The sequence below is a fragment of the Streptococcus mitis genome, assembly GCF_946190375.1.
GTDB lineage: Bacteria > Bacillota > Bacilli > Lactobacillales > Streptococcaceae > Streptococcus > Streptococcus mitis_CJ.
Map to the genome: position 1 here is coordinate 33,345 of NZ_CAMIAF010000010.1, position 21,860 is coordinate 55,204.

Annotated in this window: 22 protein-coding genes and 1 tRNA gene; 18 read left to right on the plus strand and 5 right to left on the minus strand. The window is 41.9% G+C overall.

Annotated features, from left to right (window positions below; genetic code table 11):
• Positions 1–6: 6 nt before the first annotated feature.
• The 3 genes from N8M09_RS05965 to N8M09_RS05975 all read left to right on the plus strand — a co-directional run bounded on the left by N8M09_RS05965 (position 7) and on the right by N8M09_RS05975 (position 3,196).
• Positions 7–1,110 (plus strand): NAD(P)/FAD-dependent oxidoreductase, encoded by a 1,104-nt coding sequence (locus N8M09_RS05965; protein ID WP_261064485.1) that lies wholly within the window; start codon positions 7–9, stop codon positions 1,108–1,110.
• 99 nt (positions 1,111–1,209) lie between these two features.
• A complete protein-coding gene (galE, locus tag N8M09_RS05970; RefSeq protein ID WP_261064487.1) occupies positions 1,210–2,229 on the plus strand; it encodes a UDP-glucose 4-epimerase GalE in 1,020 nt (339 codons plus the stop codon).
• Between the two features lies 1 nt (position 2,230).
• Positions 2,231–3,196: a glycosyltransferase family 2 protein gene (locus tag N8M09_RS05975; protein ID WP_261064489.1), complete on the plus strand. Its 966-nt coding sequence runs from the start codon at positions 2,231–2,233 to the stop codon at positions 3,194–3,196.
• A gap of 50 nt (positions 3,197–3,246) precedes the next feature.
• On the opposite strand, the gene N8M09_RS05980 is transcribed toward N8M09_RS05975, so the two are convergent.
• On the minus strand, positions 3,247–3,453 hold the full coding sequence (locus N8M09_RS05980) for a ferredoxin (protein ID WP_000705155.1): 207 nt from the start codon (positions 3,451–3,453) through the stop codon (positions 3,247–3,249).
• A 45-nt stretch (positions 3,454–3,498) separates the two neighbouring features.
• On the opposite strand from N8M09_RS05980, the gene N8M09_RS05985 reads away from it, so the two are divergent.
• The 8 genes from N8M09_RS05985 (at position 3,499) to N8M09_RS06020 (ending at position 9,184) form a co-directional block, all read left to right on the plus strand.
• Entirely contained in the window at positions 3,499–3,969 is a 471-nt protein-coding gene (locus N8M09_RS05985) for an SAG1386/EF1546 family surface-associated protein (protein ID WP_261064490.1), read from the plus strand.
• Positions 3,970–3,977: 8 nt separating this feature from the next.
• Positions 3,978–4,649: a (d)CMP kinase gene (gene cmk / locus N8M09_RS05990; RefSeq protein ID WP_261064492.1), complete on the plus strand. Its 672-nt coding sequence runs from the start codon at positions 3,978–3,980 to the stop codon at positions 4,647–4,649.
• Between the two features lie 130 nt (positions 4,650–4,779).
• Positions 4,780–5,118: a zinc ribbon domain-containing protein YjdM gene (locus N8M09_RS05995; RefSeq protein WP_001061584.1), complete on the plus strand. Its 339-nt coding sequence runs from the start codon at positions 4,780–4,782 to the stop codon at positions 5,116–5,118.
• A 2-nt stretch (positions 5,119–5,120) separates the two neighbouring features.
• The gene (locus N8M09_RS06000; RefSeq protein WP_000033944.1) at positions 5,121–5,750 is read left to right on the plus strand and encodes a Pr6Pr family membrane protein; all 630 of its coding nucleotides are present in this window, start codon (positions 5,121–5,123) and stop codon (positions 5,748–5,750) included.
• Between the two features lie 232 nt (positions 5,751–5,982).
• Entirely contained in the window at positions 5,983–7,134 is a 1,152-nt protein-coding gene (locus tag N8M09_RS06005) for an MFS transporter (RefSeq protein WP_261064494.1), read from the plus strand.
• Positions 7,135–7,232: 98 nt separating this feature from the next.
• On the plus strand, positions 7,233–7,982 hold the full coding sequence (gene truA, locus N8M09_RS06010) for a tRNA pseudouridine(38-40) synthase TruA (protein WP_261064497.1): 750 nt from the start codon (positions 7,233–7,235) through the stop codon (positions 7,980–7,982).
• Positions 7,972–8,745 (plus strand): bifunctional hydroxymethylpyrimidine kinase/phosphomethylpyrimidine kinase, encoded by a 774-nt coding sequence (locus N8M09_RS06015; protein WP_261064499.1) that lies wholly within the window; start codon positions 7,972–7,974, stop codon positions 8,743–8,745. The genes truA and N8M09_RS06015 overlap by 11 nt, the downstream gene beginning before the upstream one ends.
• Entirely contained in the window at positions 8,723–9,184 is a 462-nt protein-coding gene (locus N8M09_RS06020; protein WP_000814989.1) for an ECF transporter S component, read from the plus strand. Before N8M09_RS06015 ends, N8M09_RS06020 begins: the two co-directional genes overlap by 23 nt.
• A 206-nt stretch (positions 9,185–9,390) precedes the next feature.
• Here N8M09_RS06020 and N8M09_RS06025 read toward each other — a convergent pair whose 3' ends face one another.
• The 4 genes from N8M09_RS06025 to N8M09_RS06040 all read right to left on the minus strand — a co-directional run bounded on the left by N8M09_RS06025 (position 9,391) and on the right by N8M09_RS06040 (position 14,247).
• Entirely contained in the window at positions 9,391–10,473 is a 1,083-nt protein-coding gene (locus N8M09_RS06025; protein WP_261064501.1) for a M24 family metallopeptidase, read from the minus strand.
• A 127-nt stretch (positions 10,474–10,600) separates the two neighbouring features.
• Entirely contained in the window at positions 10,601–11,383 is a 783-nt protein-coding gene (gene gatD / locus N8M09_RS06030; RefSeq protein ID WP_261064502.1) for a lipid II isoglutaminyl synthase subunit GatD, read from the minus strand.
• Entirely contained in the window at positions 11,383–12,726 is a 1,344-nt protein-coding gene (gene murT / locus N8M09_RS06035) for a lipid II isoglutaminyl synthase subunit MurT (RefSeq protein ID WP_261064504.1), read from the minus strand. Before murT ends, gatD begins: the two co-directional genes overlap by 1 nt.
• A 204-nt stretch (positions 12,727–12,930) precedes the next feature.
• On the minus strand, positions 12,931–14,247 hold the full coding sequence (locus N8M09_RS06040) for an FAD-containing oxidoreductase (RefSeq protein ID WP_000958933.1): 1,317 nt from the start codon (positions 14,245–14,247) through the stop codon (positions 12,931–12,933).
• A gap of 329 nt (positions 14,248–14,576) precedes the next feature.
• Between N8M09_RS06040 and cshA the strand changes: the two genes are divergently transcribed.
• From cshA to vex3, 7 genes are all read left to right on the plus strand, one after another.
• Positions 14,577–16,148 (plus strand): degradosome RNA helicase CshA, encoded by a 1,572-nt coding sequence (gene cshA, locus N8M09_RS06045; RefSeq protein WP_261064506.1) that lies wholly within the window; start codon positions 14,577–14,579, stop codon positions 16,146–16,148.
• 255 nt (positions 16,149–16,403) lie between these two features.
• Positions 16,404–17,192, plus strand: a complete 789-nt coding sequence (gene codY, locus N8M09_RS06050) for a GTP-sensing pleiotropic transcriptional regulator CodY (RefSeq protein WP_000940740.1) — start codon at positions 16,404–16,406, stop codon at positions 17,190–17,192.
• A complete protein-coding gene (locus tag N8M09_RS06055; RefSeq protein ID WP_225742339.1) occupies positions 17,192–17,767 on the plus strand; it encodes a cysteine hydrolase family protein in 576 nt (191 codons plus the stop codon). Before codY ends, N8M09_RS06055 begins: the two co-directional genes overlap by 1 nt.
• An 80-nt stretch (positions 17,768–17,847) precedes the next feature.
• Positions 17,848–17,933: transfer RNA gene (locus N8M09_RS06060), tRNA-Leu, on the plus strand.
• Positions 17,934–18,072: 139 nt separating this feature from the next.
• The gene (locus N8M09_RS06065; RefSeq protein ID WP_261064509.1) at positions 18,073–19,350 is read left to right on the plus strand and encodes an ABC transporter permease; all 1,278 of its coding nucleotides are present in this window, start codon (positions 18,073–18,075) and stop codon (positions 19,348–19,350) included.
• A 12-nt stretch (positions 19,351–19,362) separates the two neighbouring features.
• Entirely contained in the window at positions 19,363–20,010 is a 648-nt protein-coding gene (gene vex2 / locus N8M09_RS06070; protein WP_000173725.1) for an ABC transporter ATP-binding subunit Vex2, read from the plus strand.
• Between the two features lie 211 nt (positions 20,011–20,221).
• Positions 20,222–21,601 (plus strand): ABC transporter permease subunit Vex3, encoded by a 1,380-nt coding sequence (vex3, locus tag N8M09_RS06075; protein ID WP_261064511.1) that lies wholly within the window; start codon positions 20,222–20,224, stop codon positions 21,599–21,601.
• Positions 21,602–21,860 lie beyond the last annotated feature (259 nt).

Below are 21,860 nucleotides of genomic sequence, written 5' to 3' on the forward strand. Positions count from 1 at the left end.
AAAACAATGAAAAAAGTTGCCATTATCGGAGCAGGAATTGTGGGGGCAACAGTTGCCTACTACCTCTCGAAAGAAAGTGACCTAGAAGTAACCGTCTTTGACCATGGACAAGGTCAAGCCACCAAGGCCGCAGCAGGAATTATCAGTCCTTGGTTTTCAAAACGCCGCAATAAGGCCTGGTACAAAATGGCGCGCTTGGGGGCTGATTTTTATGTGGATTTATTAGCTGATTTAGAGAAGTCAGGGCAAGAAATAGACTTTTACCAGCGTTCGGGAGTTTTTCTCTTGAAAAGACATGAATCCAAGTTGGAAGAACTCTATCAACTAGCCTTCCAGCGAAGAGAAGAATCTCCTTTGATAGGACGGTTAGCCATTCTAGACCCAGCGTCTGCAAATAAATTATTCCCTGGCTTGCAGGGATTTGATCGCTTGCTCTATGCTTCTGGTGGAGCGAGAGTAGATGGTCAACTATTAGTGACTCGTTTGCTAGAAGCCAGTCAGGTCAAGCTGGTCAAAGAAAAAGTGACTCTGACACCGTTAGCATCAGGTTACCAGATTGACGAAGAGGTGTTTGATCAGGTTATTTTGGCGACGGGAGCTTGGTTGGGACACCTGTTAGAGCCTTTAGGTTATGAAGTAGATGTTCGTCCCCAAAAGGGGCAACTCCGAGATTATCAACTTGCCCAAGACATGGAAGCTTACCCTGTTGTTATGCCCGAAGGGGAGTGGGATTTGATTCCTTTTGCAGGTGGGAAATTGTCCTTAGGTGCTACTCATGAAAATGACATGGGGTTTGATTTGACGGTAGATGAAACCTTGCTCAAACAAATGGAGGAGGCAGCCTTGCCTCACTATCCAGTCTTGGCAGTAGCGAAATCATCTGGTGAGCGTGTGGGAATCCGTGCCTATACCAGTGATTTCTCTCCTTTCTTTGGGCAGGTGCCAGAATTGGCAGGTGTCTATGCAGCCAGTGGACTAGGTTCATCAGGCCTCACAACTGGTCCTATCATTGGTTACCACCTAGCACAACTGCTACAAAGCAGGGAAATGACCTTAGACCCAGCAAACTACCCAATTGAGAACTATGTCAAACGACTAAAAATCGAATAAATATTTTACTGAAATTTTAGCCTTGCCCCTAGGATGGCAAATGACATTCCCTATCAAAAATGGTAAAATAAGAAAAAATCCGAGAATCGAGGAAAGAAGATGCAAGAAAAGATTTTGGTAACAGGTGGGGCAGGTTTTATCGGAACCCACACTGTTATTGAGTTAATCCAAGCAGGTCATCATGTTGTTGTGGTGGATAACCTTGTTAATAGTAACAGAAAAAGTTTAGAAGTTGTTGAGAGAATTACAGGAGTTGAAGTGCCGTTCTATGAGGCAGATATCCGTGATACAGATACTCTTCGTGATATTTTCAAACAAGAAGAACCAACAGGGGTCATTCACTTTGCTGGCTTGAAGGCTGTCGGTGAATCTACCCGTATTCCTCTTGCCTACTATGACAATAATATCGCTGGAACTGTTAGTCTTTTGAAGGTCATGGAAGAAAACAACTGTAAAAACATCATTTTCAGTTCTTCTGCGACAGTGTACGGAGATCCTCATGCAGTGCCAATCTTGGAAGATTTCCCACTTTCAGTGACCAATCCATATGGCCGCACTAAACTTATGCTTGAGGAAATTTTGACGGATATCTACAAGGCAGATTCAGAATGGAATGTGGTCTTGCTTCGTTACTTTAACCCAATCGGAGCCCATGAGAGTGGAGATTTGGGAGAAAATCCAAATGGTATTCCAAACAATCTCTTGCCATATGTAACTCAAGTAGCCGTTGGGAAATTAGAGCAAGTGCAAGTGTTTGGAGACGATTACGATACGGAAGATGGAACTGGTGTTCGTGACTATATCCACGTTGTTGACTTGGCTAAAGGTCACGTTGCAGCTCTGAAAAAAATCCAAAAGGGTTCAGGTCTAAACGTTTATAACCTTGGAACTGGTAAAGGCTACTCAGTTCTTGAAATTATCCAAAACATGGAAAAAGCAGTGGGACGCCCAATTCCTTATCGCATCGTAGACCGTCGCCCAGGTGACATCGCAGCCTGCTACTCAGACCCAGCAAAAGCCAAAGCAGAACTCGGTTGGGAAGCAGAACTAGATATCACCCAAATGTGTGAAGACGCATGGCGTTGGCAAAGCAAGCATCCAAATGGATTTGAAGACTAAGATGGTGATGTCAATCATTGTCCCCTGTCTAAACGAAGAGGAAGTACTTCCTCTTTTTTATCAGGCTTTGGAAGATTTAATTCCTGATTTGGGAGCAGAAATCGAGTATGTCTTTGTAGATGATGGATCGAGTGATGGAACCTTGGAACTCTTAAAGGCCTATCGGGAGCAAAATCCGGCAGTACATTATATTTCTTTCTCTCGAAATTTTGGCAAAGAAGCGGCTCTGTATGCAGGCTTGCAGTATGCGATAGGAGATCTGGTGGTGGTAATGGATGCAGACCTCCAGGATCCTCCTAGTATATTACTTGAGATGAAAGGTTTACTAGACCAGAATACAGACTTGGACTGTGTTGGGACCAGGAGAACTAGTCGGGAGGGAGAACCCTTCTTTCGCAGTTTCTGTGCTGACATCTTTTACCGCCTCATGCAAAAAATCAGTCCAGTAGCCTTGCCCTCAGGTGTCCGTGATTTTCGCATGATGAGAAGGTCTGTGGTCGATGCCATTTTAGCTTTGACCGAGTCCAATCGTTTTTCAAAGGGGCTTTTTGCCTGGGTCGGTTTCAAAACCTACTATTTGGACTATCCAAATGTCGAAAGGCAGGCTGGTAAGACCAGTTGGGGTTTTAGGCAACTCTTTTTTTACTCCATTGAAGGGATTGTTAACTTTTCAGATTTTCCCTTGATTATCGCCTTTGCGGCTGGTCTCCTCTCTTGTTTCATTTCTCTGCTAATGACTTTTTTTGTTGTGGTTAGGACCCTCATTTTGGGCAATCCGACATCAGGTTGGACCTCTCTGATGGCTGTCATTCTCTTTCTTGGAGGCATTCAACTCTTGACCATTGGGATTCTCGGCAAGTACATCAGTAAGATTTATCTAGAGACTAAAAAAAGACCACTTTATCTCATCAAAGAAAAAAGTGATCTTCCTGATTTTACAGAAAAAAATAAAGTGAAAAGACTATAATTTTACATGGAAATGTGCTAAACTAGAGGGAGTGGATTATCGCCATTGATTTAGGCTTCCTGGTTTCCAATCAGGGCGCGAGTTGGGCAATTTTTAACAGCCTCTAAGACATCCTGACTAGGAGAAATTTCTTTTTCCAGTTGGTCAGGGTCATCGTAAAAACGCACGATTCCATTATCATGGTAATCAAATAAATCAGAATAAGTTTGGCAAAGCCCACAGGCGATGCATCGTTCAGGTATAAGTGTGATTTTCATATTTATATTGTAATAAGAAAAGTAAAAAAAAACAAGGAGTAGGGTATGGCAAAAGAACCGTGGCAAGAAGATATTTATGAAAATCAAGAAGAAACAAGATCAGAACGTCGTAAGAGAACTCAAGGTAGAGATGTAGTGGCCAATCGTGTCTTGACGATCCTAGCCAGTATTTTCTTTGTAATTGTGGTGGTAATGATTATTGTTCTCATCTATCTATCATCGGGTGGGAGTAATCGCACAGCAGCCTTGAAAGATTTTCACGATTCAGACGCAAATGTAGTACAGATTTCATCTTCCAGTAGTTCCCAGCCTGAACAGAGTTCAGAATCTTCTTCTGAACACTCGGAGGAAGCTACAGATCCAGAAGGGACGACAAAAGTCTTAGCTGGAGAAGGAGAAGCAGCCATTGCAGCTCGCGCTGGGATTTCGATTGCCCAGTTAGAAGCCTTAAATCCTGGGCATATGGCTACAGGGTCTTGGTTTGCTAATCCAGGTGATGTTGTCAAAATAAAATAGGAGTTGATATGAAAACAATTCAAATTGCTATTGACGGCCCTGCTTCAAGTGGTAAGAGTACGGTCGCAAAGATTATTGCCAAGGATTTTGGATATACCTACCTAGATACAGGTGCTATGTATCGTGCAGCGACCTACATGGCTCTCAAGAACCAATTAGGAGTTGAACAAGTCGAAGCACTTCTAGCCTTGTTGGACCAGCATCCAATCAGTTTTGGACGTTCAGAAACTGGAGAACAGCTTGTCTTTGTAGGAGATGTGGATATTACCCATCCTATCCGTGAAAATGAAGTGACCAATCATGTTTCAGCCATTGCAGCAATTCCTCAAGTGCGTGAGAAACTAGTTTCCCTCCAACAAGAGATTGCCCAACAAGGCGGTATTGTCATGGATGGTCGCGATATTGGGACTGTTGTATTGCCACAAGCAGAATTGAAAATTTTCCTAGTAGCTTCGGTAGATGAAAGAGCAGAGCGCCGTTACAAGGAAAATATTGCCAAGGGAATTGAAACAGACCTTGAAACTCTAAAAGAGGAAATTGCTGCGCGTGACTACAAGGATAGTCATCGTGAGACTTCGCCTCTCAAACAAGCAGAGGATGCTGTCTACCTTGATACAACTGGTTTGAACATTCAAGAAGTAGTTGAAAAAATCAAGTCAGAAGCTAAAAAAAGAATGTAAATGTAGAAAAGCCGATAGATTGATATCGGTTTTTTTCTAAATTTGTCAAAATGCTGATTTTAAGGTATAATAGTTGCTGTTCGAGAAATTTTGATTTTCAAAGAATACTGAATGATGATAAGGAGAAACCATGAACAACCTACCAAATTGCCCAAAATGTAACTCAGAGTATGTCTACGAAGACGGTGCCCTACTGGTTTGCCCAGAGTGTGCTCATGAGTGGAATCCTGCTGAAGTTGCAGATGTAGAAGAGGGCCTTGTCGCTATCGATGCCAACGGAAATAAATTGGCTGACGGTGATACAGTAACCCTCATCAAGGACTTGAAAGTAAAAGGTGCGCCAAAAGATTTGAAACAAGGGACGCGCGTGAAAAATATCCGTATTGTAGAGGGCGACCACAATATCGACTGTAAAATTGATGGCTTTGGTGCCATGAAACTCAAATCAGAGTTTGTGAAGAAAATTTAAGCATGTCAAAACACTATAAACTTGTATTTTATAGCCGTATCTTCTTGTTTCTAGCGGCTTTTACGGGAGTTTATCTTGAAATCGCCAAGCATGGTGGATTTGGGATGTTGCTCTATTATACGGTTCTGTCCAACCTCTTAGTCGCGATTTTTACGCTCTATCTCCTAAAGGTTATGAGCCGTTTAGGTGAAAACTGGCAAAGGCCTAGCCTCTTGCGCTTAAAAGGTGGGGTCACCATGAGTATCATGATTACCTGTGTGATTTACCATTTCCTATTAGCGCCAATTGCGACTAATTTCTATACCCTAGAAAATTTCCTTTGCCACTATATCGTTCCCCTCTGGTTTTTAGCAGATACCCTCTTTTTTGATAAACAGGGTCAATACAAGATTTGGGATCCAGTTGTGTGGACGATTTTACCCTTGCTTTATATGATTTTTGCTCTTTTTAATGGCTTGGTACTGAAACTTGATGTTCCTAATTCTAAGGTCAGTCCCTTCCCGTACTTCTTTTTGAATGTGAACAAGGGTTGGGATGTCGTGTTCAAGTGGTGTCTGATTATCTTTGTTGCCTATATGGTGGCAGGATTTATCTTCTACTTTATCAAGCAAATCAAGAGAAAGTCATCCTAATACTCTTCGAAAATCAAATTCAAACCACGTCAGTTTCGCCTTGCCGTACTCAAGTACAGCCTGCGGCTAGCTTCCTAGTTTGCTCTTTGATTTTCATTGAGTATAAGACACAAGGGATTCATTTTCGAGTTTAAGAAGGAGTCTATACACCAAAGAGGCTTCTTCTTTTCTTGCTTGTTTGATAACTATCAAAAGAGACAGAAGATTAAGAGAAAATATAGAAAGAGATTTCATGAAACAATTTTTAGAACGGGCCAGTATTTTGGCTCTCTCCCTCGTTTTGATTACCTCCTTTTCCATCTCGAGTGCCCTGCCAGCCATGTTTGACTATTATCAAGGTTATCCTAAGGAACAAATTGAGCTCTTGGCGAGCTTGCCATCTTTTGGAATCATGATTATGTTACTACTAAATGGTTTTTTAGAAAAAATATTTCCTGAGCGATTACAGATTAGTTTGGGATTGTTAATTTTATCACTGAGTGGAACAGCACCCTTTTGGTATCAAGCCTATCCCTTTGTCTTTGGAACAAGGATTCTTTTTGGTTTAGGTGTTGGGATGATCAATGCTAAGGCAATTTCTATTATCAGTGAACGCTATCAAGGAAAAACGCGAATTCAGATGTTAGGGCTACGCGGTTCTGCAGAGGTCGTTGGAGCGTCCCTCATTACCTTGGCAGTTGGTCAGTTGTTGGCCTTTGGTTGGACAGCTACCTTCTTAGCCTATAGTGCTGGATTTTTGGTGCTGACCCTTTATTTACTCTTTGTCCCTTATGGAAAATCAAAGAAAGAAGTCAAGAAAAAAGCGAAGGATACAAGTCGTTTAACTCGAGAAATGAAAGGCTTGATTTTTATCCTAGCTATTGAAGCAGCAGTGGTAGTTTGTACCAATACGGCTATTACTATTCGTATTCCAAGTTTGATGGTGGAAAGAGGGCTTGGAGATGCCCAGTTATCTAGTTTTGTCCTTAGTGTCATGCAGTTGATCGGGATTGTGGCTGGTGTGAGTTTTTCTTTCTTGATTTCCATCTTTAAGGAAAAATTGCTCCTCTGGTCTGGTATTACCTTCGGCTTAGGGCAAATTGTGATTGCCTTGTCTCCATCCTTGTGGGTGGTGGTGGCAGGAAGTATTCTGGCTGGTTTTGCCTACAGTGTAGCCTTGACGACGGTCTTTCAACTTGTCTCTGAAAGAATTCCAGCTAAACTCCTCAATCAAGCAACCTCATTTGCAGTTTTAGGCTGTAGTTTCGGAGCTTTCACAACCCCATTCGTTCTAGGTGCGATTGGATTACTAACTCACAATGGGATGCTGGTCTTCGCTATTTTAGGATCCTGGTTGATTGTAACCTCTATCTTTGTTATGTACCTACTTCAAAAGAGAGCTTAGGATTGATTCCTAAGTTTTTCTTTTTGGGATTATTGTACCCAGACAGATGTGGATTTTCTAGCTTGTTACGAGACTAATTTCTTGATAAAATAGAAGTTATGACGAGATATAAAGCAACTATTTCCTATGATGGTTACGCCTTTGCTGGTTTTCAGCGTCAGCCCCATGCGAGGAGCGTTCAGGAAGAAATTGAAAAAACCTTGACTAGATTGAATAAGGGGCAAGCCATTACCGTTCACGGTGCTGGTAGGACTGATAGTGGAGTCCATGCTCTGGGACAGGTCATTCATTTTGATCTGCCCTATCAAATGGATGAGGAAAAACTTCGCTTTGCTCTGGATACTCAGTCTCCTCAAGATATTGATGTGATTTCAATTGAGCTTGTGGCGGATGATTTTCATTGCCGTTATGCCAAGCACAGTAAGACCTATGAGTTTATTGTTGATAGGGGACGTCCTAAAAATCCCATGCGCCGTCACTACGCTACTCACTTTCCTTATCCGCTTGATGTGGAGCGGATGCAGGAGGCTGTCAAAAAGCTAGAGGGCACCCACGATTTCACAGGCTTTACAGCTTCTGGAACCAGTGTGGAGGATAAGGTTCGCACTATCACAGAAGCTAGTCTCAGGGTTGATGAGACAGGACAATTTTTGACCTTCACCTTTTCAGGAAATGGTTTCTTGTATAAACAGATTCGCAATATGGTGGGGACGCTTCTCAAAATCGGCAATAATCGTATGCCAGTAGAGCAGATTGACTTCATCTTGGAGAAGAAGGACAGGCAGCTTGCAGGTCCAACGGCCGCACCAAATGGCTTGTATTTAAAGGAGATTCGTTATGAAGAATAATCGTATTTTAGCACTTTCAGGAAATGATATTTTTAGTGGTGGTGGTTTGTCAGCTGATTTGGCTACCTATACCTTGAACGGCTTGCATGGCTTTGTAGCAGTGACTTGTTTGACAGCCTTGACGGAAAAAGTTTTTGAAGTCTTTCCAACTGACGATGCCATTTTTCAACATGAATTAAATAGCTTGAGAGATGTGGAGTTTGGGGGAATTAAAATCGGTCTTCTACCAACTGTTAGTGTGGCTGAGAAGGCTTTGGACTTTATCAAGCAGCGCCCAGGTGTGCCTGTGGTATTGGACCCTGTCTTGGTCTGCAAGGAAACGCACGATGTGGCTGTAAGTGAACTCTGCCAAGAGTTGATTCGCTTTTTCCCTCATGTCAGTGTGATTACGCCTAACCTCCCAGAAGCAGAATTATTGGCTGGTCAGGAAATCAAAACCTTGGAAGACATGAAGGATGCAGCACAGAAATTGCATGACTTAGGAGCGCCAGCAGTCATTATCAAGGGAGGCAATCGCCTTAGTCAGGACAAGGCTGTAGATGTCTTTTATGATGGACAAACCTTTACAGTCCTAGAAAATCCCATCATTCAAGGGCAAAATGCTGGCGCAGGTTGTACCTTTGCTTCTAGCATTGCCAGTCACCTAGTCAAAGGTGATGAACTTTTACCAGCAGTAGAAAGCTCTAAGGCTTTCGTTTATCGTGCTATTGCACAAGCAGATCAGTATGGAGTAAGACAATATGAAGCAAACCAAAACAACTAAAATCGCCCTTGTATCCCTCTTAACCGCCCTCTCTGTGGTTCTAGGCTATTTCTTAAAAATCCCAACACCGACAGGCATTCTAACTCTTTTAGATGCGGGTGTCTTCTTTACGGCCTTCTACTTTGGTAGTCGCGAAGGGGCTGTAGTCGGAGGACTAGCAGGTTTCTTGATTGACCTCTTATCAGGCTATCCTCAGTGGATGTTCTTTAGCTTGGTCAACCATGGATTGCAGGGATTTTTCGCAGGATTTAAAGGAAAAACTCAGTGGTTAGGCCTTATCTTAGCAACGATTGCCATGGTAGGGGGTTACGCCTTGGGTTCTACATTGATGAATGGCTGGGCTGCAGCCCTACCAGAAATTTTACCAAATTTCATGCAAAATATGGTAGGGATGATTGTAGGATTTATCCTTAGTCAAAGTATCAAGAAGATTAAGTAAAGAGGCTGAGTCAAAAGTCTTTCAAATAAGAAAAACGCATAGTATCAGGTGTTGAAATCTTGATACTATGCGTTTTGTTGTGGGAAGATTTTATAATCTTCGAAAATCTCTTCAAACTACGTCAGCTTCACCTTGCCGTACTCAAGTACAACCTGCGGCTAGTTTCCTAGTTTGCTCTTTGATTTTCATTGAGTATTAGATGAATATTAATCAAAATAAAGCAAGTCTTTGCTGGTGCTTGTAAAGAGGTCAAAGCCATCCTTGGTAACAACACCGCAGTCTTCGATACGGACACCGACTTTACCAGGGATATAGATACCTGGTTCAACAGAGAAGCACATGCCTTCTTCGATAACCATGTCGTTTCCTTCCATGATAGATGGGAATTCGTGGACATCCATACCGATACCGTGACCGAGACGGTGGTTGAAGTACTCGCCGTAACCAGCTTTTTCGATGACCTCACGGGCAGCGCGGTCCACTTCATGGGCAGTCACACCCGGCTTGATAAAGTCAAGAGCAGCCTGTTGGGCTTCGAGGGTCAAGTTGTAAATGTCTTTCTTGAATTGGTCAGGTTTGCCGACTGCGACTGTACGAGTCATATCTGACGCATAGCCGTTGACGAGGACACCCAGGTCAAAGAGGAGAAGAGCATCATTTTCAACCTTGTTAGCTGCTGGAATACCATGTGGATTTGCAGCATTATCACCAGTCAAGACCATAGTATCAAAGCTCATTTCATAACCTTCACGCTTCATAGCAAAGTCAATTTGAGCGATGATATCTGTCTCAGTCTTATCAAGAGAAATATTGTCAAAACCAACCTTAACAGCCTTATCAGCATAGAGACCTGCAACCATCATTTTTTGCACTTCATCAGCTGATTTGATGAGGCGCATGCGTTGGATACGGGGAGTGAGGTTTTCAAACTCAGCTGTTTCAAAAACTGTCTTCAGGCCATGGTATTTGGTCAAGATGAGATTGTCAAACTCAACAGCGACACGTTTGAAGTCAAGCTGTGAAAGAGCATGTTTCATTTTTTGCCATGGATTTTCAGAATCTACATAGCCCACAACTGGGAAGGAAACAGTACTAGTAGCACGCTCTACTTCAAGGGCTGGGACAAAGAGGAGGGGTTCCTGATCCGCTAGGATAAAAAGGAACATTTGGCGTTCATGGGGATCACTGTAAAAGCCAGTGAGGTAATTGATTGTGACGGGGTCAGATACGACAGCGACGTCTAGTTTTTCTGATTCAAGATATGTTACGATTTGTTGTAATTTAGACATATGCTACCTTCTTTCTACCCCTCTATTTTGGCAAAAAAAGTGAGAAAATGCAAGGGAGAAGGGTAAAAGAAAAGACAAAAAGAACTCCGACAAGATAACGGAGTTCTTTGATATGGTTTTCCTTTGTTTAAGAAAAGTCAGCCTTGCTTTTGACGTCGCTGTATTCTTCAGCGATTTCTTGGCTGAGAATGTCTTCATAGGCAGGGAGTTGGATGTCCTGACCATATTTCTTCTTGAGGGCGGTGGTGACTAGGCGATAAGCCAGATTGGCATTGCGAGAGAGGATAGGTCCGTGGAAGTAGGAACCAAAGACATTCTTATAATGAACCCCTTCGCCGACTTTTTCTTCGTTATTTCCATTTCCATAGACAACCTGTCCCAGTGGTTTTTGATCATCTGAGAGGAAGGTACGGCCCTGATGATTCTCAAATCCATAGTAGGTTTCATTGAAATCTTCATTATGAATCTTGATGTCACCGATAAAACGGTTATTGGTCTGGTTGAGGGTGTAGTGGCCCATGACCCCTAGTCCTTCGATGCGTCTCCCTGAAGCTTCAACATAATATTGCCCCAATAGTTGGAAACCACCGCAGATAGCGAGAACCACACCGTCGTTTTGGATGTAGTTGTCAATGCTCTCTTTTTTAGCAGGTAGGTCGTCTGCAATAATACTTTGTTCAAAGTCTTGACCGCCACCGAAAAAGGCGATGTCGTAGTGATTTTCATCAAAATCATCATGAAGTGAAACGATGTCAACCGTCACATGGGCTCCCAGTTTTTCAGCCACATACTTGAGCATGAGGATATTTCCATTGTCCCCGTAAGTATTCATGAGGTTTCCGTAGAGGTGGGCAATGTTGATCTGATAGGGGTAATTGCCAGCTTTTGAGGAAAGTGAAGTATAAACCATTAGTTCATCTCCTTTCTAACAATCTGACGACTAGCCAGCAGTTCGCGGAATTCCAGCATAGCAGTATAGGTAGCCAGAATATAAGCATGCTTGCAGTCTTGGTTCTCAATGGTCTTAAGAACTTGCTCCAGACTGCTTGTTTCAGTGATTTTATCAGCAGGATAGCCCGTCACTCGGAGACGACGTGCGATTTCAGAATGGCGAACACCGCCAGCGTTGATTTCAGGGATGTCCATCTCAGTGATTTGTTCAAAATCAGCATCCCAGATCCAGCTAGTATCAATTCCATCTGCATAGTTGGCATTTAGGAGGACAGATAGGCTAAATGGATAAGGAGCTAGTTTAATCATCTCGATAGCTTGGGTCGCACCGACTGGATTTTTAATCAAGACGAGGGTGCATTTCTTGTCACCGATATGGAAGGTTTCCTGGCGTCCAAAGACAGCACGGCTCTTATCAAATCCTTGCTTGATGAGTTGTGAATCTGCACCTAGGAAACGGGCGATGGCAACTGCAGCTAGGGCGTTGTAGATATTATAGAGTCCACCGATTTGGATACCATATTCTTGGCCGTCTATGACAAAGCGAGAGCGATTGTTGGTCAACTCAACTAGTTCTGTCAAGCGATAGTCGAGATCAGGACGTTTACATCCGCAGCCTTCACAGATATAGGCACCCAAGTTTGCATAGGTATTGTGCTCGTATTTGAGGATGCCTTGACAGTCAGGACAGAGAATCCCTTCGGTATTATAGTGAGCCAGCTGGGCTGGACCTTTCTCCAAGTCAAAACCAAAATACTGTACAGGATTTGGAATAGCTGGCTTGTAGAAAAGTGGACTGTCTCCATTAAGAAGAACAGTGGCAGTAGGCACCTTACGAATAGCATCCAAAATCATCTTGTAAGTTGTGTAAATCTCCCCATAGCGATCCATCTGGTCACGGAAGATATTCGTGATGACAAAAAGGCTTGGCTGGATATAGTCACAGATACGAGATAGACTGGCTTCGTCGATTTCTAGGACGGCAATGTTTTTTCCGGTTTTAGAAGATTTGGCAGTCAAGAAGGTCGTTGCGATCCCTGTAATCATGTTGGCACCGCTTGGGTTAGTCAGAACTTGACCATAAACCTCTTTTAAAATGCCGACAGTCAGGGCAGTTGTCAAGGTTTTTCCGTTGGTTCCAGTGACCACGACAATCTCGTAGTTCTTAGCTAGGTTTTGTAAAATATCTTTATCAAATTGAAGGGCAAGTTTTCCTGGGAGCGTACTTCCACGGCCAAGACGGCTTAAAATGAAGTGGGAAGAGCGCCCAGCTAGGAGTCCCAAAGTAGTTTTTAAGTTCATGTTTCTATTATATCATAAAAGAGGAGAAAGACAGATTTGATACTCAATGAAAATCAAAGAGCAAACTAGGAAGCTAGCCGTAGGCTGTACTTGAGTACGGCAAGGTGAAGCTGACGTGGTTTGAATTTGATTTTCGAAGAGTATGAGATTTCGCAGAAGTGAAAACAGCCCTCAGGGGGCTGTTCGATACGATTAAATCTCAACTTAAATCGCAAACAAGTCATTCAAGTTCTCAGCCAAGGTTGGGTGAGTGAAGATTTGTTTTGTGAAGTAAGTGTAAGGAATCTTGTTGTCCATAGCAACAGTGATGATGTTGATGATTTCTTGAGAACCTTCTGAGAAGATACTTGCTCCAAGAATTTCTTTTGTTTCAGTATTGACAACAGCTTTGAAAGCTCCGCGAAGGTCTCCATTTACGTGACCACGAGGCATTGCTGCAACAGGAATTTCCTTAACGGCGTATGGAAGTTTCAAATCAGCTGCTTGGCTTTCAGTCAAACCAACTTGTGAAAGTGCAGGTGTGATGAACATGGTGTTTGGTACATTGAGACGGTCTTCAAGAGTGTAGCTGCCATCTCCAGCAAGGTAGCTGTAAACAACACGGAAGTCATCAAGTGAAATGTAGGTAAATTGAAGGCCACCGTTGACATCTCCAACTGCAAAGACACCAGGAACGTTTGTTTGACAATGTTTATCTACTTTAATAGCACCACGTTCAGTTAGTTCAATATCTGTATTTTCAAGTTGAAGTGGTTCTACATTTGGTTTGCGTCCAGTTGCGTAAAGAAGGGCGTCGAAACGGTAAGTTTCATTTTCAGTTACGACAAGCACTTGGTCACCGTCATTTTTAATTTCAGTAGTACGGATATTTTGAAGCAATTCAATACCGTCTTCTTCCATGTATTGTTTAGCAAGAGCTGCGATGGAAGGTTCTGCACGAGGAAGGAAAGTATCCAAGGCATCTAGGACTGTAACCTTGCTTCCAAGTTTGTTGTAAAGGCCAGCAAATTCAAGACCGATATTTCCACCACCAAGGACTCCAAGGTTTTCAGGCAATTTGTCCAAGTTTTGGATACCTGTTGAGTCAAAGACGTTTTTGCTTGTAGCAAGTCCAGGGATTGGCAAGACGTTTGAAACAGCACCAGTGTTGATGACGATTGTTTCAGCAGTCAGTTCTTTCTTTTCATCACCAGCTTGGATTTCGATGACTTTATTTGAAAGGAAGTGAGCTTCCGCATCAAAAATATCTACGCCTGTACCAGCAACAGTAGCATAGTTTTTACCGTTGAGGCGACCAGTGATAGTGTTTTTGGTAGCAATGACTTCTTCAAAAGACAAGTCTTTTTCAGCAGCAACTAGCAAGGTTTTAGTTGGGATACAACCAATGTTGATACAAGTTCCACCGTACATAGCTTTGCTACGTTCAACGAGGGCAACTTTTTTACCAGCTGAAGCCAATTTACCTGCTAGTGTTTTACCAGCTTTACCAAATCCGATAACGATTAAATCATAAGTTAACATTTAGAGTTCCTCCTATTCGAATTTCATTCTAGCACAAGAAAAAAACTTTTGCACAATTCTGCTACGCTTTAAAAAAGTTTATGAAATAGTGGAAATTATAGCCTTACTTTCTCAGAAAAATCGTTTACATGACTTTATCGATGGATTGGGCTATCTTTTGCTTCTCTCTTGTGTTATACTAGATAGGTTGCAAAGAAAACACTACTTTTCTTTTGTGGAAAAGAAGCAACACGATTTTATATCCAGTATATGAAAATACGTCATAAAAAGAAAAGTATAAACTAAGTCCTATAGGGTGGCTTCGCACCACCTTTAGAAAGAAGAATAACGTGAAATTTAATGAATTAAACTTGTCTGCTGATTTGCTAGCAGAGATTGAAAAAGCTGGTTTTGTAGAAGCCAGTCCGATCCAAGAACAAACTATTCCCTTGGCTCTTGAAGGTAAGGACGTTATCGGTCAAGCTCAGACTGGTACAGGAAAAACTGCAGCCTTTGGCTTGCCTACCCTTGAAAAAATCCGTACAGAAGAAGCGACCATCCAAGCTTTGGTTATCGCTCCAACACGTGAACTTGCTGTCCAAAGTCAAGAAGAACTCTTCCGCTTTGGCCGTAGCAAGGGAGTGAAAGTTCGCTCAGTTTACGGTGGTTCCAGCATTGAAAAACAAATCAAAGCTCTTAAATCTGGTGCCCATATCGTGGTGGGAACTCCAGGTCGCCTCTTGGACTTGATTAAACGCAAGGCCTTGAAATTACAAGATATTGAAACTCTCATCCTTGACGAAGCAGATGAAATGCTCAACATGGGCTTCCTTGAAGATATCGAAGCGATCATTTCTCGTGTCCCTGAAAACCGTCAAACCCTACTCTTCTCAGCAACTATGCCAGATGCCATCAAGCGTATCGGTGTTCAGTTTATGAAAGAACCTGAGCATGTGAAGATTGCTGCCAAGGAATTGACAACAGAATTGGTTGACCAATACTATATCCGAGTTAAAGAACAAGAAAAATTTGATACCATGACCCGTCTCATGGACGTGGAACAACCAGAACTTGCTATCGTATTTGGTCGTACAAAACGCCGTGTAGATGAATTGACTCGTGGTCTGAAAATCCGTGGCTTCCGTGCAGAAGGAATTCATGGAGACCTAGACCAAAACAAACGTCTTCGTGTCCTTCGTGACTTTAAAAATGGCAATCTTGATGTTTTGGTTGCGACAGACGTTGCAGCGCGTGGGTTGGATATTTCAGGTGTGACCCATGTCTACAACTACGATATTCCACAAGATCCTGAAAGTTATGTTCACCGTATCGGGCGTACAGGTCGTGCTGGTAAATCAGGTCAGTCTATTACCTTCGTTTCACCTAATGAAATGGGTTACCTCCAAATCATCGAGAACTTGACAAAGAAACGCATGAAAGGTCTCAAACCTGCAAGTGCAGAAGAAGCCTTCCAAGCTAAAAAGCAAGTAGCTCTTAAGAAAATCGAACGTGATTTTGCTAATGAGGAGATTCGTAGCAACTTTGAGAAGTTTGGCAAGGATGCTCGTCAATTGGCCTCAGAATTCAGTCCTGAAGAATTGGCCATGTATATCTTGAGTCTGACTGTTCAAGACCCAGATAGTCTTCCTGAAGTGGAGATTGCACGTGAAAAACCACTGCCATTTAAACCATCAGGTAATGGCTTCGGTGGTAAAGCTAAGGGAGGTCGTCGTGGAGATGACCGTCGTGATAATCGCCGTGGAGACAACCGTCGTGGTCGTCGTGATGATTTCAAAAAAGGAAGTCGTGGAAATGATCGTTATGATAAGGAAAAACGTTATCGTAAGGATAATAAAAAACCACGCACTACTTCAAGCGAAAAGAAAACAGGCTTTGTTATTCGTAACAAGGGCGATAAATAAGAAAAAGCGGTTCAAAATGAATCGCTTTTTTATATAAGGAGACCGAATGGAAAAAGAAAGATAAATAAAATAGATATATTATATTCTTGTAATATTATAATACACAAAAAAAGGGAGCTTGTCAATAGAAAAGAAGCGATTTAATTAAAAATATTCTTGTTTTTCAAATTGCAATTAAATAAGCAATTTTCAGATAATAATTGAAAATTTAAGCTGTTTATGTTATAATGATAGCGATTAAATTCGAGGTGAAAAATGGCACATTTATTAGAAAAAACAAGAAAAATTACTTCTATCCTGAAGCGCTCAGAGGAGCAGTTGCAGGAAGAACTTCCATACAATGCGATTACCCGTCAATTGGCAGATATTATTGACTGTAACGCCTGTATCGTCAATAGCAAGGGACGTCTCCTTGGTTATTTTATGCGTTACAAAACCAATACAGATCGTGTAGAGCAATTCTTCCAAACTAAGATTTTCCCAGATGACTACATTCAAGGTGCGAACATGATTTACGATACAGAAGCCAATCTGACAGTTGATCATGATTTGAGTATTTTCCCTGTAGAGAGTCGTTCGGATTTTCCAGATGGCTTGACGACCATTGCACCGATTCATGTATCAGGGATTCGCCTTGGTTCTTTGATTATTTGGCGCAATGATAAAAAATTCGAAGATGAGGACTTGATCCTTGTTGAGATTGCCAGTACCGTTGTTGGGATTCAGCTTCTTAACTTCCAACGAGAAGAAGATGAGAAAAATATCCGTCGCCGTACTGCTGTCACCATGGCGGTTAACACTCTTTCTTATTCCGAACTTCGTGCTGTTTCAGCAATTTTAGGGGAATTAAATGGAAATGAAGGGCAGTTGACTGCGTCTGTGATTGCAGACCGTATCGGAATCACCCGTTCTGTGATTGTTAATGCCCTTCGTAAACTTGAGTCTGCGGGGATTATTGAAAGTCGCTCACTTGGAATGAAAGGGACCTACCTTAAGGTCTTGATTTCAGATATTTTTGAAGAAGTGAAGAAAAGAGATTACTAATGGCAAAGGCTTTAATTTCGATTGATTATACAGAAGATTTTGTTGCTGATAGTGGAAAATTGACAGCAGGCGCTCCAGCTCAGGCGATTTCGGATGCCATCAGCAAGGTGACTCGATTAGCTTTTGAACGAGGAGATTACATCTTCTTTACAATAGATGCTCACGAAGAAAACGATTGTTTCCATCCAGAAAGCAAACTATTTCCTCCTCACAATTTGATTGGGACTAGTGGACGGAATTTATACGGAGATTTGGGGACCTTTTATCAAGAGCATGGTTCAGACAGTCGTGTCTTTTGGATGGATAAACGCCATTACTCAGCTTTTTCGGGAACTGACCTGGATATCCGTTTGAGAGAGCGTCGAGTGTCTACCGTTATCTTAACAGGAGTCTTGACGGATATCTGTGTCCTGCACACAGCTATAGATGCCTATAATCTAGGATATGACATTGAGATTGTTAAACCAGCTGTTGCTTCCATCTGGCCTGAAAATCACCAATTTGCCCTAGGGCATTTCAAAAATACACTTGGAGCTAAGTTAGTAGATGAAAATCTAAATGAAATTTCTGAGTAATTTGGTTGGTGAAATGAAAAAAATTGAAAAAAAGTGTTGACAAGGATCCCAAAAGTTGATATACTAGTAAAGTAATCGACGCGGGGATGGCGGAATTGGCAGACGCGCAGGACTAAGGATCCTGTGACCGCTTTAGGTCGTGAGGGTTCAAGTCCCTCTCTCCGCATAGGATAAGAGTTAGCTTAGGCTAGCTCTTTTGTTTTCATATAATTCAAGTAGAGTAAAAAATTTTTGCTCTTTTTTTGTATTTCATAAACATTTCATATTTGAATTTTATAATAGTCTTACAAATATGGAGGTGACGAATGAATCCAATCCAAAGAGCTTGGGCTTATGTCAGCAGAAAACGACTGAGAAGTTTTATTTTATTTCTGATTTTGTTTGTCCTATTGGCTGGAATTTCAGCCTGTTTGACTCTGATGAAGTCCAACAAAACAGTTGAAACCAATCTTTACAAATCACTCAACACATCTTTTTCTATTAAGAAGATAGAAAATGGTCAGACATTCAAGTTGTCAGACTTAGCATCCGTAAGCAAGATTAAGGGACTGGAAAATGTTTCTCCTGAACTCGAGACGGTCGCAAAACTAAAAGACAAGGAAGCAGTGAGTGGCGAGCAGAGCGTTGAACGTGATGATTTGTCAGCTGCGGATAAGAATTTGGTTAGCTTAACGGCTCTTGAAGATTCATCTAAGGATGTTACCTTTACCAGCTCGGCTTTTAATCTAAAAGAAGGACGACACCTTGAAAAAGGAGATTCCAAGAAAATCATCATCCACGAAGAGTTGGCTAAGAAGAACGGTCTTTCGCTTCATGACAAGATTGCCTTAGATGCTGGTCAGTCAGAAGCTGGTAAAGGACAAACTGTCGAGTTTGAAATCGTCGGAATCTTCTCTGGTAAAAAACAAGAGAAATTTACAGGTTTGTCTTCTGACTTCAGTGAAAACCAAGTCTTTACAGACTATGAAAGTAGCCAAACCCTTTTGGGCAATACTGAATCTCAAGTTAGTGCAGCGCGCTTCTATGTAGAAAATCCTAAGGAAATGGACGGACTCATGAAGCAGGTAGAAAACTTGGACTTGGAAAATCAAGGCTATCAAGTCGAAAAGGAAAGCAAGGCTTTTGAACAAATCAAAGATTCAGTTGCTACTTTCCAAACATTTCTGACCATCTTCCTTTATGGGATGTTGATAGCAGGAGCTGGAGCCTTAATTTTGGTCTTGTCTCTCTGGTTGAGAGAACGGGTCTACGAAGTGGGAATTTTACTGGCACTTGGAAAAGGCAAGAGCTCAATCTTTCTACAGTTCTGTTTAGAGGTAGTTTTGGTATCTCTCGGTGCTTTGCTTCCAGCATTTGCTGCAGGAAACGCAATCACAACTTACCTACTCCAAACTCTACTAGCAAGTGGAGATCAGGCAAGCTTACAAGATACACTAGCCAAAGCAAGCAGTCTATCAACCAGCATCCTATCTTTTGCAGAATCCTATGTTTTTCTAGTTCTGCTTAGTTGCTTATCTGTAGCCCTTTGTTTCCTATTCTTATTTAGCAAATCACCGAAAGAAATTTTATCATCTATTAGTTAAGAAGGAGAAATCATGACTTTATTACAATTACAAGACCTTACCTACCGTTATAAGAACACTGCTGAAGCAGTCCTATATCAGATCAATTATAATTTTGAACCCGGAAAATTTTACAGTATTATTGGTGAGTCAGGAGCAGGAAAATCCACACTCTTGTCCCTACTTGCTGGTCTAGATAGTCCTGTTGAAGGTTCTATCCTTTTTCAAGGAGAGGATATTCGTAAGAAGGGCTATTCTTACCATCGCATGCACCATATTTCCCTGGTCTTTCAAAATTATAACTTGATAGATTATCTTTCTCCACTGGAAAATATCCGCTTGGTCAATAAAAAGGCAAGCAAGGATACACTGCTTGAGCTTGGTTTGGATGAAAGTCAGATCAAGCGGAATGTTCTCCAGTTATCAGGTGGTCAACAGCAACGTGTTGCTATTGCTCGTAGTTTGGTCTCAGAAGCTCCAGTTATCTTAGCTGATGAGCCAACGGGAAATCTGGACCCTAAAACTGCTGGAGATATTGTCGAACTGCTCAAATCACTTGCCCAGAAAACAGGTAAATGTGTGATTGTCGTCACCCACAGCAAAGAAGTGGCACAAGCGTCAGATATTACACTTGAGTTGAAAGATAAGAAACTGACTGAAACTCGCAATACTACGAAATAATACGAGCTTTTTCTGTTATACTCTTTGAAAATCAAATTCAAACCACGTCAGCGTCGCCTTACCGTAGATATATGGTTACTGACTTCGTCAGTTTTATCTACAAACCTCAAAGCAGTGCTTTGAGCAACCTACGGCTAGTTTCCTAGTTTGCTTTTTGATTTTCATTGAGTATTAGAACTATAAAATAGAACAACATCTAGAAAGGGAACCTATGTTACACAACGCATTTGCCTATGTTACAAGGAAGTTTTTCAAATCGATCGTCATCTTCCTGATTATTCTCCTCATGGCGAGCTTGAGTTTGGTCGGCTTGTCGATCAAGGGAGCTACTGCCAAAGCTTCTCAGGAGACCTTTAAAAATATCACCAACAGCTTCTCCATGCAAATCAATCGTCGCGTCAATCAAGGAACGCCACGTGGTGCTGGGAATATCAAGGGTGAAGATATCAAAAAAATCACCGAAAACAAGGCCATTGAGTCTTATGTGAAACGCATCAACGCTATCGGAGATTTGACTGGCTATGAACTTATCGAAACGCCAGAAACCAAGAAAAATCTGACACCTGACCGTGCCAAACATTTTGGAAGTAGCTTGATGATTACAGGTGTCAATGACTCCTCTAAAGAAGACAAGTTTGTCTCTGGTTCTTATAAGTTAGTCGAAGGTGAGCACCTAACAAACGACGACAAGGACAAGATCCTCCTGCACAAGGACTTGGCAGCCAAACACGGCTGGAAAGTAGGGGACAAGGTCAAACTAGACTCTAATATCTACGATGCAGACAATGAAAAAGGTGCCAAGGAAACAGTCGAAGTGACAATCAAGGGACTCTTTGATGGTCACAATAAGTCGGCAGTAACCTACTCACAAGAACTCTACGAAAATACAGCCATCACAGACATCCATACGGCTGCTAAACTTTATGGATACACAGAAGACACAGCTATTTATGGGGACGCAACCTTCTTTGTAACAGCGGACAAAAACTTGGATGATGTCATGAAAGAATTGAATGGCATCAGTGGTATTAACTGGAAGAGCTATACACTGGTGAAGAGCTCCTCAAACTACCCAGCTCTTGAGCAATCCATCTCTGGTATGTACAAGATGGCCAACCTCCTCTTCTGGGGTAGCTTGAGTTTCTCAGTTCTTCTCCTTGCCCTCTTGCTCAGCCTTTGGATCAATGCCCGTCGCAAGGAAGTGGGAATTCTCCTCTCTATTGGTCTCAAGCAGGCAAGTATCTTGGGTCAATTCATAACTGAATCCATTTTGATAGCCATCCCTGCTCTCGTTTCTGCTTACTTCCTAGCCAACTACACAGCGCGTGCCATCGGAAATACTGTCCTTGTCAATGTGACTTCAGGTGTTGCCAAACAGGCTAGCAAGGCGGCTCAAGCCTCTAACCTTGGTGGTGGTGCAGAAGTAGATGGCTTTAGCAAGACCTTGTCGAGCCTAGATATTTCTATTCAGACAGCAGACTTTATCATCGTCTTTGTCCTTGCCTTGGTTCTAGTGGTTCTCGTTATGGCGCTTGCTTCAAGCAATCTCCTTAGAAAACAACCAAAAGAACTCTTGCTGGATAGCGAATAAGTTTGAAAAAATTAGTCTAAAATAGAGACTACATCTTATTTTTCTATACAAGAATGGTGGATAGAGAATGGATATTTAACAATACAAAATAGAGCCGAAAGCAGTGGTGAAAATCATTGCTTTCAGTCGCTTTCTTTGTACTTTAGTGTTTAAATATGATATACTAAAATCGTGGAATTCAGTGGAAGAACAATTTACAATTTCTATATTCAAATATGCATAAAAAATTATCCATGATTTGTTTTTTTAAATAAATAGA